This window comes from Micromonospora cremea, from assembly GCF_900143515.1.
Classification (GTDB): Bacteria; Actinomycetota; Actinomycetes; order Mycobacteriales; family Micromonosporaceae; genus Micromonospora; species Micromonospora cremea.
In genome coordinates this window covers 3,261,872-3,274,697 of the sequence record NZ_FSQT01000002.1, presented here as the reverse complement: position 1 = coordinate 3,274,697, position 12,826 = coordinate 3,261,872, and the positions used below count along the sequence as shown (strand labels likewise).

General features: G+C 67.0%; 15 protein-coding genes. 11 read left to right on the top strand and 4 right to left on the bottom strand.

Features of this window, described 5'->3' with window-relative positions:
* The first annotated feature begins 23 nt into the window (after positions 1-23).
* Together BUS84_RS28830 and BUS84_RS28825 are read left to right on the top strand one after the other, a co-directional pair.
* Positions 24-476, top strand: coding sequence for a helix-turn-helix domain-containing protein (locus BUS84_RS28830; protein WP_208869753.1), 453 nt, complete (start codon positions 24-26; stop codon positions 474-476).
* Positions 469-837, top strand: coding sequence for a DUF4180 domain-containing protein (locus BUS84_RS28825; RefSeq protein ID WP_074317270.1), 369 nt, complete (start codon positions 469-471; stop codon positions 835-837). Before BUS84_RS28830 ends, BUS84_RS28825 begins: the two co-directional genes overlap by 8 nt.
* A gap of 5 nt (positions 838-842) precedes the next feature.
* Here the strand turns inward: BUS84_RS28825 and BUS84_RS28820 are convergent, their stop codons facing one another.
* Positions 843-1,472: an 8-oxoguanine DNA glycosylase OGG fold protein gene (locus BUS84_RS28820; protein ID WP_342199596.1), complete on the bottom strand. Its 630-nt coding sequence runs from the start codon at positions 1,470-1,472 to the stop codon at positions 843-845.
* A 169-nt stretch (positions 1,473-1,641) separates the two neighbouring features.
* On the opposite strand from BUS84_RS28820, the gene BUS84_RS28815 reads away from it, so the two are divergent.
* Positions 1,642-2,451, top strand: coding sequence for a hypothetical protein (locus tag BUS84_RS28815; RefSeq protein ID WP_074317265.1), 810 nt, complete (start codon positions 1,642-1,644; stop codon positions 2,449-2,451).
* Between the two features lie 340 nt (positions 2,452-2,791).
* Here BUS84_RS28815 and BUS84_RS28810 read toward each other — a convergent pair whose 3' ends face one another.
* Together BUS84_RS28810 and BUS84_RS28805 are read right to left on the bottom strand one after the other, a co-directional pair.
* Positions 2,792-3,394 carry a hypothetical protein gene (locus BUS84_RS28810; RefSeq protein WP_074317263.1) on the bottom strand — a complete coding sequence of 201 codons (603 nt, stop codon included), beginning with the start codon at positions 3,392-3,394 and terminating at the stop codon, positions 2,792-2,794.
* Complete coding sequence (locus BUS84_RS28805) at positions 3,349-3,696, bottom strand: hypothetical protein (protein ID WP_143728549.1); 348 nt, start codon at positions 3,694-3,696, stop codon at positions 3,349-3,351. Before BUS84_RS28805 ends, BUS84_RS28810 begins: the two co-directional genes overlap by 46 nt.
* 206 nt (positions 3,697-3,902) lie before the next feature.
* Here BUS84_RS28805 and BUS84_RS28800 point away from each other — a divergent pair, with 206 nt between their 5' ends.
* Positions 3,903-4,511, top strand: a complete 609-nt coding sequence (locus BUS84_RS28800) for a type IV toxin-antitoxin system AbiEi family antitoxin domain-containing protein (protein ID WP_074317259.1) — start codon at positions 3,903-3,905, stop codon at positions 4,509-4,511.
* A gap of 82 nt (positions 4,512-4,593) precedes the next feature.
* Complete coding sequence (locus tag BUS84_RS28795; RefSeq protein ID WP_074317257.1) at positions 4,594-4,947, top strand: nucleotidyl transferase AbiEii/AbiGii toxin family protein; 354 nt, start codon at positions 4,594-4,596, stop codon at positions 4,945-4,947.
* Between the two features lie 718 nt (positions 4,948-5,665).
* Here the strand turns inward: BUS84_RS28795 and BUS84_RS36830 are convergent.
* The gene (locus BUS84_RS36830; protein ID WP_084757624.1) at positions 5,666-6,475 is read right to left on the bottom strand and encodes a ComEA family DNA-binding protein; all 810 of its coding nucleotides are present in this window, start codon (positions 6,473-6,475) and stop codon (positions 5,666-5,668) included.
* Between the two features lie 627 nt (positions 6,476-7,102).
* Between BUS84_RS36830 and BUS84_RS28775 the strand changes: the two genes are divergently transcribed.
* The 6 genes from BUS84_RS28775 to BUS84_RS28755 all read left to right on the top strand — a co-directional run bounded on the left by BUS84_RS28775 (position 7,103) and on the right by BUS84_RS28755 (position 12,822).
* Positions 7,103-8,008, top strand: coding sequence for a helicase domain-containing protein (locus tag BUS84_RS28775; RefSeq protein WP_074317251.1), 906 nt, complete (start codon positions 7,103-7,105; stop codon positions 8,006-8,008).
* Positions 8,009-8,036: 28 nt separating this feature from the next.
* Complete coding sequence (locus tag BUS84_RS28770) at positions 8,037-9,452, top strand: ATP-binding domain-containing protein (RefSeq protein WP_074317250.1); 1,416 nt, start codon at positions 8,037-8,039, stop codon at positions 9,450-9,452.
* Between the two features lie 124 nt (positions 9,453-9,576).
* Positions 9,577-10,545 carry a DUF4268 domain-containing protein gene (locus BUS84_RS28765; RefSeq protein ID WP_074317249.1) on the top strand — a complete coding sequence of 323 codons (969 nt, stop codon included), beginning with the start codon at positions 9,577-9,579 and terminating at the stop codon, positions 10,543-10,545.
* An 18-nt stretch (positions 10,546-10,563) separates the two neighbouring features.
* Complete coding sequence (locus BUS84_RS28760; RefSeq protein WP_074317248.1) at positions 10,564-11,613, top strand: PDDEXK family nuclease; 1,050 nt, start codon at positions 10,564-10,566, stop codon at positions 11,611-11,613.
* 40 nt (positions 11,614-11,653) lie between these two features.
* Positions 11,654-12,508, top strand: coding sequence for a hypothetical protein (locus tag BUS84_RS37815; RefSeq protein WP_143728547.1), 855 nt, complete (start codon positions 11,654-11,656; stop codon positions 12,506-12,508).
* Complete coding sequence (locus BUS84_RS28755; protein ID WP_143728546.1) at positions 12,505-12,822, top strand: hypothetical protein; 318 nt, start codon at positions 12,505-12,507, stop codon at positions 12,820-12,822. Before BUS84_RS37815 ends, BUS84_RS28755 begins: the two co-directional genes overlap by 4 nt.
* Positions 12,823-12,826 lie beyond the last annotated feature (4 nt).

Here is a 12,826-nt window from a genome sequence, read left to right as displayed (position 1 = left end):
CTATGCGGGTAGGATGGGGAGCGATGAAGGAAGACATGCACTCGGTCGAGCAGGTCGCCGAGCGGCTCGGGCTGCACGTGCGCACCGTGCGCGGCTACATCCGCTCCGGCCGGCTGAAGGCGGTGCGGATCGGCAAGCAGTACCGGATCGCCGCCCGTGACCTCGACGCGCTCACCGGGCAGGCCCGAGCCGCCACGACCACCACCGCGGCGGCGGAGGTGTCGAGCATCGTGCAGATCGACGGCGTCGACCGGGCCGCCGCCGACCGGCTCGGCACTCTCGTGCTCGCCAGCGCCAACACTGGCCACGACCCGGCCAACGCTCTGCGGGTGCAGACCGTGCACGACGAGGAGCGGCACCGCATGAAGATCATCATCCTCGGCGACCCCGCCGCGACCGCCGAGCTGCTGCACCTGCTCGACGCCGTACTCAACGCCGACAACGGCCTATTCGACCGGGAGGTCAACGATGCCTGACGAGGTCCAGGAATGCGCCGGGGTGCAGGTGCTGGTGTGCGACCCGGCCGGCCCGCCGGTGGCCACCGAGCAGGACGCGTTGGACCTCATCGGCGCCGCTTTCCTCGGCGCCCAGGTGGTGGCCGTACCGGCCAACCGGTTCGACGAACGCTTCTTCTCGCTGGGCACCCGCTTCGCCGGCGAGGTGATGCAGAAGTTCGTCAACTACCGGCTACGACTGGCCGTGGTCGGCGACATCTCGGCTCACCTGGCGGAGAGCTCGGCGCTGCGCGCCCTGGTGCACGAGTCGAACCGGGCCGAGCACATCTGGTTCGTCCCCGACCTCGATGCCCTCGACGCCCGCCTCCGCGCCATGGCGTAGCCGCCTCAGCGGTCGTGGACGACAGCCATCTCCACCGCGTCTGGCTCAATGCCTCGGGCCTGAGCCTGATCGGCCGCCCAGCACAGGTACGCGAGCCACTCCTCGAACAACCAGTCGGATTGACGGCTGACACCGGCCTCGGCAGGGAGACGGCTCGCCACGACACGGTCGAGGATCAGCGGCTGCACACCGCCCACCCCTCGCCGGTAGCCGACGAAGTAGAGGACCTTCGTGAACAATCCCGGCCCCAACCACGGCAGGCGAGCGTGGTTGGGCTCGCGGAAGCGGCGGTACGCCGTGCGCAGCGCGTCCTCATCTGGCGCTGACGCGGACACCTCCTCAAGCGCGTACCCCAGACGTTTGCCCTCCGGGTCGGCGCCGAGCGACCTGGCGGTGCGCCACGGCCCGTACCCGATGGGTCCGTAGCCCCAGATCAGCACGGCGGTCAGGAGCTGGCGGGGGCTCGCGGAGCCGGCCCGGCACGCATCGGCAACGGCGAATACGTCGCGCCGCCAGACCTCGCCACTCGACGGGAGGTTATCGGGCCAGGCGTCCGACGGCAGCGCCGCCCGCCACCGGTTCAGTTTCACGGTTATTGGGGCCTGCTCCCCCGGTAAAACCACACCTTCGGTCATCTGCACGGTCGCCTCTCTCAGATCGCGCGCTTGTGGACCTGCACCGTTCGGACGCTACGGTCGGGCACTTGGGCACGCCGTCCGCTGACGGCATATCGCGTTATCGAACGCCTGCCTGCCCTACGCGCATCCACGCACTGTCAGATCGGCGAGTCGAACGCATCCCGCGGTGAAGGGGCCAGGCAAGCTGTCCGCCATGGGGCCAGAAATCGTCATCGCGGTGGTGTCCGCCGCCGTGTCGCTGATCAGCGTGGCGGTGACGTATCGGACTGCCGTCGTCACCCACCGCCTGCAGGAGCAGGCACGCAGCCGCGACAAGGTGGAACTCGCCGAGGAGTTGTTCCGGCGTTACCGGGTGCCACTGCTGTGGTCAGCCGAGGCGCTGCAGGATCGGCTGCACAACGCGCTCAGCCGAAACCTCCTGCGCCAGTACCTGCACTCCGGCGACAGCGAGGACCAGCACTACGTCCGCCACAACACCGTGTACGTCCTCGCCGAGCACCTGGCCTGGCTGGAGGTCCTCCACCGGGAACAGCGCTTCCTCGATCTTGAATCTGTGAAGAGCACCAAGGAGCTCTTCACAGCAATCCAGCGGATTCACCATCCCTTGGCGACCGACGCCCTGCCCGGTCCGTTCCGCGTGTTCAGGGGACACCAGCGCGCCATCGGCGAAGTCATGCTCAACCGGGTCGAGTCGCCTGAGGGCGCAGTGACAGAGGTACTGGGATACGCGGCCTTCTGCGACCGCCTCAACACCGACCCGACGTTCGCGTCCTGGTTCGCCCGCCTCCTCAAGGAGGTGGACGACGTGGAAGCCCGAGGCCAGCGCGGAAACGAGCGGCTGGTACGCCTACAGAATGAACTCGTCGAGCTCATCGAACTGCTCGATCCCGAGGGTGAATGGCTCCCGTTGGAGCAACGCGAGCGGCTGCAAAGAACGACCCCAGTCCTGCCCACCTCACGGACACCCAACGGCTGACGTCCGCAGGTCGGCTCGTGACTAGCCGCCCGGCGACCGGGTACGCGCGATGCATGGGTAGCCACAAGCAGAACAAACACGACAGCGGCGGCGAGTCGGCGCGAGGCCGGCGGCATCCGGGCAGCGGCGCTCCGGGCCGCCAGGGTTCGCCCATGGAGCACTCGCCGGACATGCGGAACCGCCGTACCGCGACCGGCGCCGCCGGCACGGAACGCGACCAGGGCCGATCCACTGTCGCCCGGGAGGGACGGGTACACCGTCAGGGCGGCTCCTGATCTGACACGTCAACGGTTCAGCCGCCCCGCGCGTTCGCGGGGCGGCTACACCGGATGAGATGTGGTTACGCCGTGGCGCAGATGGCGTACGTCGTGTCTGACCAGTTGCCGGCGAACGCGTCCTCCTCGTATGCACCCGAGGCCGACGTCGGGGCGGTCGCGGGACCACCGTTGGGGCGGAAGTCGTCCACGATGCCCTCGCCAGTGACCCCGTTCAGCTCGTAGCCGGCACCGGTCAGCACCTTCCCGACCGGGCAGGTCGCGACGACACTGCGGAAGTCGAGGGAGTTGCTGGCACCTACCGCGGATGTCCGCACCAGGCCGGGCAGCGGGTTGGCGCAGATGGCGTACGCGGTCGCGGACCAGTTCAGGGCGGTGGCGTCGGACTCGTAGGCGCCGACGTTCACCGAGGTGGGCGCCGCCGCGACACCTCCGTTGGGGCGGAAGTCGTCGACAACACCCTCACCGGTGACCCCGTTCAGCTCGTAGCCCGTACCGGTGAGCACCTTGCCGGGCGGGCAGGTGGCCGTGATGCTGTGGAAGTCTGCCGAGTTGCTGACGCTGGTGGTGGAGACCCGCACCAGGCCGGGCAGCGGGTTGTTGGCGCAGATCGCGTACGCCGTCACCGACCAGCTGCCGGCGAACGCCTCCGTCTCGTAGGCGCCCACGGTGACGGCCGTCGGCGCGGTGGCCGGGCCGCCGTTGGGGCGTAGGTCTCGACGACGCCCTCACCGGTGACGCCGTTCAGCTCGTAGCCCGTACCGGTCAGCACCTTGCCGACCGGGCAGGTCGCGGTGGCGCTGTGGAAGTCGGCGGAGTTGGTGACGCTGGTCGCGGAGATCCGCACCAGGCCGGGGACCGCGGCGGACGCCGGGCTCGCCGGAGTGACCACCGCTCCGGCCGCGACGAGACCGAGCACGAGTACGGACGCTCGGGCGCCGAACCGCCGGGATTCCTTCTGATCACGCATATTTTCTCCCGTCTGAGGCCCCGGTGGCGACTGCCCGGTTCGGGGGAACCGGTGCCGACACCAGGGCCGATCGTGATGACGGGTTCACGGTAGGTAGCGGCCTGACCAGGCATTATCCCCAAACCGACTACGTCGGTGTAACGGACGACGTAGATCTCACCAAGGAAATCCACTACAGGTTTCGGCGATGTGTATAGAGTTTCCTTGTGGGGTCGGAGGAAAGATCAGAAACCGGGGGCTCCCCCCTTAGCGCCCTCCCGGTCACATTCAGCTACTCCGAGGCCCTCGACGCTGGCCTCTCCGAGTGGCAGCTGTACCGGTTGAGGGATCAAGGGCTCATCGCATCTGTCGGTCGCGGTCTCTACCGGCGGCATGACGCCGCAATCGTCGACCTCGACCTCATAGAACTCGCCCGCCGCGCCCCCTCAGGCACGCTGTGCCTGACCACCGCGCTAGCTCGTCACGGCCTCACTGACGAAATCCCCTCCCGCATCGATGTCGCACTACCCCGTGGGCGTCATCGGCCGGCTACAACCGCACCCGTCACCTGGCATTGGTTTGACCCGACGACCTTCGAGATCGGGCGTACGGAGCTGCCGCTTGATCTGGAGATCTCCATCGGGCTCTACGGCCCGGAGCGCAGCATCGTTGACGCGATCCGGCTACGGCACCGTGAGGGACCAGACCTGGCGTACGCGGCGCTGCGGCGTTGGTTGAGACGGCCCAACGCATCACCATCGAAGCTGTTGACGATCGCTCGGGAGTTCCCCAAGGCAGAGCGACCGCTCCGAGAGGCACTGGAGATCCTGCTGTGACCGCACGTCCGACCCGCGCCACAGTTGGCGGTCGCGCCTACCTCGACCTTCAGAATCTGGCCCGCCGCACGCGGAAAAGCTGGTGACGGCGTTGCAGCGCGGTGAGGCCAATACCCGTTGGCGCGATTTCGCCGACGTCTACCTCCTGTCACGCAGACACGACGTCGACGGCGACGATCTGGTGGCGGCTCTGCAGCGGGTCGCGGAATATCGCGAGGTGACGCTCGTGCCGCTGAGCCAGGCGCTTGATAGTTACGGGATCTTGGCGCAGTCGCGCTGGGCCGCCTGGCGGCGTAAGCACCGCCTCGACGATCGTCTTCCCCAGGACTTCGCCGAGGTCCTACAGCAGGTGTTTGCGCTTGCCGACCCTGCCGTGACCGGGCTTTCCCGAGGCCGGGCCTGGATCGCGACGACCTCGCATTGGACGGCTAAGTGAAGGGCCTCAGGTCTCGCGGTAGGGCTCGGCTCGACGGCTGGCCTTGTCCTGATGAGCGGTATACCTGGGAGTCATAACTATCACTCCCAGGTATACCGCGCGTTGAGGGATGCGCCGCTGGGCCGGGATGTCTCGCCGGGTGGCCGATAGCGCATGTCCACGTTGGCCGGCACGGACGCAGAGCTTTCGCCACCGGCATCGACTCCCCACACGCCGCGCAAGCGCTGCAGATCCGACACCGTCGCCGGCGCCTGGACCAGCCGAAACGCACCACCACCGAAACCGTCTACGCCATCACCGACCTACTCGTGCACGGGCCGAAACCCGCCCACCTGGCCGATTGGACCCGCGGCCACTGGTCGGCCGGAAACAAGATTCACTGGGTCCGCGACGTGACCTACGACGAAGACCGCTCCCAGATCCGCACGGCATCGAGCCCCAGGTCATGGCCGCCCTCCGCAACGCCGACGTCACCAACATCGCCGCCGCCCACCGCCACCACACCCGCGGCAGCCGTCCACTGCTGGCCCTACTCGGCATCACCTGACGACTTTGCCTGGGCCCTGCCCAGCTCGGGGGATGTTGGCCGGCGAGAGCCAATGCCACCGCCTCGGCAGGCGCGACGTGCAGAGCGGAACGGCGTCGGTGTCTGCGATCAGGCAGGCGTATGCCACGGTCGGGTCGAGGTCACATCGAATATGCGGCTCGGTGAAGGCGGCTAGCTGGCGGGCAGCCCTTGCTGCGGTACGCAGGTCAACAGGTTTCTGAGATGAGCGAACTCGTGCGGCGCGAGGTTCGCGACGGCCGCGAACTCCTCCACGCTGCCGAACCCGCGGCGCACCTGCCGTTCGGCCACCACCCGCTGCGCACGCTCCGGGTCAAAGTGGGCAAGAGCGGCAAGCTGTTCGAACGTTGCCGCGTTGACATCCACGGCCCCCGGGGGCACGGCCATTGGCGCCGACGGCGGTTGCGGCGCTGGTAGCGGCGACGGTTGAGAGGGCACGGGCGCCGCTGTGGTCCCGTTACCCGAGTAGGCGCCGGGCTGCGGCATCATCTCGGCGACGGCTGGCGGTACGGATGTGGGCAGGGACGGTGGTCCTGCCTGCGCTGGTGGGTGCTGGCTGCCAGGCCAGGTGGGCGGCGGCGCCTGGGGCCGGGCATACCAGGGAACATGGCCGGCCCGCCAGCGCAGCCAGGACGAGTTGATGACGAAACCGTGCACGATGCTCGCCACCCACAGCGCCATGAGCACGACGGCTGCCACCGTGCTCAGGGTGCTTGTCTTGTCCGCCTCACCGACAGTGGCGAAGGATGTCCAGCCGATCACCAGGTAGACGATGCCCGCAATCCACCAGGCCGGACGCCGGGCGCGCAGGCCGACGTAGAGGAACCCGGCGCCGGCCAGGAAGCCGCAGCCGGCAACAGGCAGCAGCAGCCAGAGGCTGTGCCGGATCCGCCAGCCGAGGCTCGCCGCCGGACTCGGGGGCGCTGATGGAGGCTGCCAACCCCCGTTAGACACGCTCGACATACCGCTCCTCCTGCAGGCACTGCACGTTCACCGTGGTCCTCGTGTCTCGACCGTCCAAGCGATCCCTGAACCGCCGTCACGGCGGCTTCGGCCAGCGGCAGGAGGATCAGCAGAACGCTGAACGTGCCCTCTCGATCATGCCGCCGTCCCAGGGCTTGATGATCTTCCACCAGGGCAGGCGGCGGCGCATCGTCGGGGCGGATAGGGCCAGGTGAACAGAACGGTGGCTCGCGACAGCCAGCCGGCCCGATCTTGACATTGCCGGTGCTCCAATCGCAAGATTGGATCTTGCGACCGGCCATCCGTCTCTGTAGCCTCGCCCGCCGCGACGTCAACTAAAGGGAACATCCCGAGCGCATCCGGCAGATCGGGGCACAGCTGAAAACCCGTTGCCTATGACCGTACTGATCGCGCTCGTCTATCGGCCCGGTCGGTCGCCCCCAGCGCCGAAAGGTTGAGCGGGCAAACATGCACTCGACCGAGCGACAGAACCGTTCACCGACCGTACGGTCAAGGGATCTTGAGCGGACTCGCTGAGCGACCTTGGCTTCCTCGGCTCCGCGCGAGAAGGGCCGATTTGTCGTAGCGAGACGCTACGGTCTGCGCCATGTCAGCGGGAGGTCCACAATGTATGCGGTCTCGGAAGAGCTAAGTCGCGAGCAGAAGTACTTCGACGCGGCTTGGGACCACCGGGAGCGCATGCGTACGACTCTGGGTCAGGCCGCAGGCGCTGCCGCCAACAGCGGCGCCGCCGCGAGGATCCGGCAGGACACCCAAGCGCGGCTTGACCGTATCGGCGGAGCGGACGAACCCGTCGCCTTCGGCCGGATGGATTACGAGGACGGCGAGGCCTTCTACATCGGCCATCACGCGATCTTTGATGACCATGCTGAGCTGCTCGTCATGAACTGGCAGGCGCCTGCCGCCGCCCGCTACTACGAGGCAAGTCACGCCGACCCGCTTGGGCTGCGCCTCAAGCGCAATTTCGAGTGCTCGAGCAACACGATCACGTCGTTCAGCGACACGGTGTTCGCCCAGTTGGCCGCTGACGTCGCCGAGCTGGAGGCGCACGAGGACGTCGACGACGCGCTGCTCGCAGACCTCAACAGCAACCGCACCGGCACGATGCAGGACATTGTCCGGACGATCCAGGCAGCACAGTTCGATCTCATCCGCGCCCCCATCGACCAGCTGTTGGTCATCCAGGGCGGGCCGGGCACCGGCAAGACAGCAGTTGCGCTGCACAGAGTCTCGTGGCTGCTGTTCAACAGTCAGGGCCGACTTTCGGCCCAGGACGTCCTCATCATCGGACCGAGCCCCACCTTCACGCGCTACACCCGCACGGTGCTGCCCAGCCTGGGTGACACGAGCATTGAGCAACGTGACATCAACCAGCTGCATCCACCGGTGAAACGTGGTCGCCAAGAGGGATCCCGAAGTCGTGAGGCTGAAGGGCGACGGCAGGATGGCTGGGCTCGTACGGCGGGCGCTCTACGCTCGGGTCGGGCCGCCCGAGGGACAGCATTGGATTGAGGCGCAAATCGAAGGCCGCCCCGTGCCGATGGCCGCCGAGGAACTCAAGCCCTTGATAGCGCGGTGCCGTGCCAGCGCCGGCACATACTCCGAGCGCCGGCACCTGTTCCGGGATCTGCTGACCGATCTCGTCTCCCCCCGTGTCCACGTGAGTCCGCAACGACTACGGACGGCACTCGATCCCGTCATGGACCGGCTCTGGCCATCGTTCACCGCCGCATCATTCCTGCGTGAGCTCTACGGCTCGCGGGACCGGCTGATGGGAGCGGCGGGCGACGAATTCACGGCCCGGGAAGTTTCACTGCTGCACCGGCGGCCCGCCGATCGGCTCTCTGAAGAGACGTGGAGCGACGCCGACCTTGCGGTGCTCGACGAGACCGAGCACCTCATCAACAGCGGGGAAGCCCGGTTTACGCACATCGTCGTCGACGAGGCGCAGGACCTCTCCCCCATGCAACTGCGAACCATCGCCCGCCGCTCTGCCAACGGATCCATGACCATCGTCGGAGACATCGCTCAGTCGACCGGTCACTGGGCGCGCGACGACTGGGACGAGGTTCTCGATCACCTACCTGCCGATCTTCCCCAGGTCCGGGAAGAACTGCGTTACGGCTACCGAGTACCCCGACAGGTCTTCGAGCTTGCCGCCCAGCTCCTGCCTCTCGCCGCTCCCACGGTGCAGGCACCGCAAATCGTCCGGGACGGTCCGGCCGAGCCTCTCGTCCACCGGATTGACGGGGACGAGCGTGCGGCTGATGCCGTCCGCGTCGCGATGGGGCACGCCGCCCACGGCCGCTCCGTGGCCATCATCTGCCCCGCTTCCGGCCGCCCGGACACGGAACGAGAGCTGAAGGCCAAAGACGTGGCCTGGCGTGCCGCGTCCGCCGGTGAGCTCGGCCCAGGAATCAACGTGGTCGGTCCTCAGGAAGCCAAGGGCCTCGAGTTCGACGCGGTCGTCGTCATGGAGCCGGAAGACATCGTCGCTGAGGACGACCGGGGCCACCGCTTGCTGTATGTCGCACTGACGAGAACCACGCGGTATCTCGACATCGTCTGCGTCGGAGACCCGCTCGCCATGGGCAACGACGACCGCGGGTCGGACGACACCGATGAGCCCTCTGCGGCGACCGGCGACGCCACCCACGCAGAGGAAGACTTGGATTTCAGACCGGACCCGTGGGGACCAGTCCTCCGTGAGGTGCTCGCTCCGAACCTCGCTGCAGCCAATGGGTCAGATGCGGCCGACGGCACGGACGGCCTGCGTGTCCGTCCTGCCACGGTGGTGGAGCCTTCCGACGCCCCGCCACGACGAGGACACGTCTCCCAGCGGTTCGTCGACCTGGCGGCGGAGGAGGTGGTCGCGCTACTCCGCGGAACTGTCGCGCCGAATCTGTGGGAGTCCGTACTAGCCAGAGCGGGCGAGATCCTCGACGCCGAGGGCTGATCCACGGGCTTGCGAAGACTCGACCGGTGCGGTCGTATCAGGCGATGGTGATCGACCGGCCGATTCAGGATCAGCCTGGGCTGGGGGCAGCGTCCGCTGACCCGGGTCCGATACGGTCTGCCGCATGACGACAGTGGACACGACAAACGGTCTACCCGCGCTGGGCAGGCTCGACAGCGTCGAGGTCCGTGACGTCTGGAAGCACGAGGCGCACACCTTCACGCCGTGGCTGCTCGCCAACGCCGAGGTTCTCGGTGATGTGCTGGGGATGGAGCTGGCACTTTCGGCCGCCGAGCACCCGGTGGGCGGCTTTTCGCTGGACCTCATCGGCATCGACGAGGCGACCAACGAGACGGTGATCATCGAGAACCATCTGGAGAGAACGGACCACAACCATCTGGGCCAACTGCTCACCTACGCGGGCGGGACCGACCCCGTGAACGTGGTGTGGATCGCGACCAGCTTCCGGGAGGAACATCGCGCGGCCCTGGACTGGTTGAACACCAGGACCGACGAGACCACACGGTTTTTCGGCATCGAGATCAGCGCCGTACGGATCGGCCAGTCTGTTCCCGCACCGCTCATGCGCCTGGTCGTGCAGCCGAACGACTGGGGCAAGAGGGTAAGGGCGAGCACCCACGACGCCGCGACGAGCGGCCGCAACCAGGCCTACCAGTCGTTCTGGACGATGTTTCTGGCGGCTATCCAGCAGCGTCAGCTCCAGTGGACGACCTCTAGCAAGGGGTACCCGCAGAATTGGTACTCGTTGCCGAGCGGCATGAGCGGGGTGTCCTACGCCTGCACGTTCGGTCGCGCCGGGTTGTCGAGCGAGATCTTCTTCCAGCACCCCGATCCGGCAGTCAATGACACTCGCTTCGCGGCGGCACAGTCGAAGCTCGAACCGGTCTACCCGGCGACCCTGTCCTTCGAGCCACTGACCGGCAGGAAGGGGTGCCGCATCGCCGAATACCGAGAAGGCGACATCGGGAACACCGACGGGTGGGGTGACTACGTCGAGTGGTTCATCGCTGCTCAGCTCCGTCTCCGCCAGGCGGTGGCCGCCGCTGGCGGCCTGCCCTCCCTCATCTCCTAGCCACATCAAGGAGGACGCATGCCGTTGTACGAGATCCATGGGGACCGGCTACGCCGGCATGACGTCGCGCGGTTCGCGGCTCTCGGCATCTACGAGCGCAACGATCTGCAGCGCCTTCTCCGTGACGACATCGCTGTGCTCAGTCCGGATCTGCTCGTCATCGCCGAGGAGTTCGGGAACTGGGAGGACTCCCGGCGTCGCATCGACCTGCTCGCTGTGGACAAATCCGGGCACCTGGTAGTCATCGAGCTAAAGCGCACCGATGATGGCGGCCACATGGAGCTGCAAGCTCTTCGGTACGCCGCGATGGTGTCCGCGATGAGCTTCGACGAGGTTGTCGCCGCCTTTGAGGTGCACCTGTCGAAGGTGCGACCGGATTCGGATCTCGACGCGCGGACCGAGCTCATCAGCTGGCTGGACCTGAGCGACAGCGACGACGCGCCGATCATCTCCTCCGACGTGCGGATCCTGCTCGTCTCGGCGGACTTCGGCCGGGAACTCACCACCGCGGTGCTGTGGCTGAACCGCTTCGAGGGCATGGACGTGCGCTGCGTCCGGCTGATTCCCTACGAGATCGACGGGCGCGTCCTGCTGGACATTCAGCAGGTTATCCCGCTCCCAGAGGCCGCCGATTATCAGATCCGGGTGGGCCGGAAGGTCACAGAACAGGAGCGGCGCAGCACCGACGGCCGGGACTGGACGCGCTACCACATCATTATCGACGGTCAGGTGCTACCGGACGAAAACAAGCGCCGTACGGTGCGGCTGATGATCGAGAAGCTGGTAGAGCGCGGAGTGACTGCCGCAGCCATCGGGAAGGTCCTCACTCCAGGGCGCTTCCGGCCTCTCGAGGGAGAGCACCACAGTGACGAGGAGGTCCAGGCCGCGCTAGCTGAGCAGTACCCCGGGGTGGAGGTCAGCCGCTGGTTCACCGGCCAGGCGATGGTCGAGGACGGCATGACCTGGGTGGTGCGAAAGATGTGGGGCCGCAACACCGAGCCAACCCTCTCTGCCCTGCGGGACGCATTCCCCACAGCCGGAGTCAGTTTTCAGCGAGCCAACGCTTGATCCGGCTGCGGACAAGGGTGCAGGTAGGAGGAAACGCCAGATGACGCCAGAAGTCCCCCAAATCAAGGTCGCCGGTCGAATCATCGAAGATTCTCTTACCCCCTTCATCGCTTACTGTCAGCGGAACGGCGGCACCATCCGCAACTACGACTGGCTTGCCGACTCAAGCTTGGTTCTGACGCCCAAGCTCATCAAGGCCACCAGGTCGCCATGGATGGGCAGCAGGATCAGCCATGAGGAGGGGCTGCACTTGCTCCGATTGAGCGAGACCGCCCCATGGCAGGCCGTTGCCGACGGTGCCCACCTGGGAGACGCCGACCCAGTGCAGGTTGATGGTCTCTATGCCCGCGCTCTGCAGCTCTACCACCATTTCTATGACGCTCTCGTGAGGGGAATCGCCGTTGCCAAGGTGAGTAAGCGGCTGTACCTCATGCGTCCAGCACTGTTCCCCATCCTCGACAGTCGCCTGCTTAACCTGTATTGGAAGCGAGCGAAGCAGGCCGCGCGGGACCTCGCGTGGCTGCAAGGGCGTCAGGCCGCACCACGGCGTGTTCGACGACGGCCGCGCCTCTGGCGTTCCTCGCGGCTGCGGCGTCCCTGCACGAGATGGCGGGTTGGATGGGCGCACGACCGGTGCCGCCCCGATCGCCATAGAGCATCTGATGCGGCAAGCAACCTGGCCCGCGAGAGCGGCGATCAGCAGCTCACCGCGCAGGTGTACGCCAGCCTCAGTCACCTCGCCAGCCATAAAGGCAACGCCAACGACGCGTTGGCGTACTCGATCAGTGATTGGAGGCGCTGCGAAGGACGCCCTCGCACGGTCCGCTCAGGGCACGGCTACTGGCCATGCAGGCCCGCGGCCTGGCCATCGGTGGGAAGCCGGTTGAATCGATGAGCGCGCTTGAAGACGCCGAACGCGCCCTATCCGAGGAGCCAGTCGTCGCGTCCAAGAGGCTGAGCCCCTTCGACGGGACCTCCTTCGCCATCGAGGCCGCCCGTTGCTTCCTCAGCATCGGCAATCTCACCGAGGCGCACAGGCGGTTGGAAAACGCCCTTACCCGGCATTCCGCCGAGCGGGTGCGGAGCGGGTTGCTCGCTCAACTGATGCTCGTGACGGCGCTGCTGGGACGAGGGCTGCTCGATGAAGCGTGCGTCGTCACCCACCAGGTGTCGGAACGCGCCGCAGGCCTACCTCAGCCACGGTCGTAGAACA

Bases quoted from the DNA above. Each gene is read 5' to 3' on its own strand.
- BUS84_RS28775 (WP_074317251.1), top strand. From the start codon at position 7,103: ATGTATGCGGTCTCGGAAGAGCTAAGTCGCGAGCAGAAGTACTTCGAC.
- BUS84_RS28755 (WP_143728546.1), top strand. From the start codon at position 12,505: ATGAGCGCGCTTGAAGACGCCGAACGCGCCCTATCCGAGGAGCCAGTC.
- BUS84_RS36830 (WP_084757624.1), bottom strand. From the start codon at position 6,475: ATGTCGAGCGTGTCTAACGGGGGTTGGCAGCCTCCATCAGCGCCCCCG.
- BUS84_RS37815 (WP_143728547.1), top strand. From the start codon at position 11,654: ATGACGCCAGAAGTCCCCCAAATCAAGGTCGCCGGTCGAATCATCGAA.
- BUS84_RS28805 (WP_143728549.1), bottom strand. From the start codon at position 3,696: ATGCGTGATCAGAAGGAATCCCGGCGGTTCGGCGCCCGAGCGTCCGTA.
- BUS84_RS28765 (WP_074317249.1), top strand. From the start codon at position 9,577: ATGACGACAGTGGACACGACAAACGGTCTACCCGCGCTGGGCAGGCTC.
- BUS84_RS28760 (WP_074317248.1), top strand. From the start codon at position 10,564: ATGCCGTTGTACGAGATCCATGGGGACCGGCTACGCCGGCATGACGTC.
- BUS84_RS28830 (WP_208869753.1), top strand. From the start codon at position 24: ATGAAGGAAGACATGCACTCGGTCGAGCAGGTCGCCGAGCGGCTCGGG.
- BUS84_RS28770 (WP_074317250.1), top strand. From the start codon at position 8,037: ATGGCCGCCGAGGAACTCAAGCCCTTGATAGCGCGGTGCCGTGCCAGC.
- BUS84_RS28825 (WP_074317270.1), top strand. From the start codon at position 469: ATGCCTGACGAGGTCCAGGAATGCGCCGGGGTGCAGGTGCTGGTGTGC.
- BUS84_RS28820 (WP_342199596.1), bottom strand. From the start codon at position 1,472: ATGACCGAAGGTGTGGTTTTACCGGGGGAGCAGGCCCCAATAACCGTG.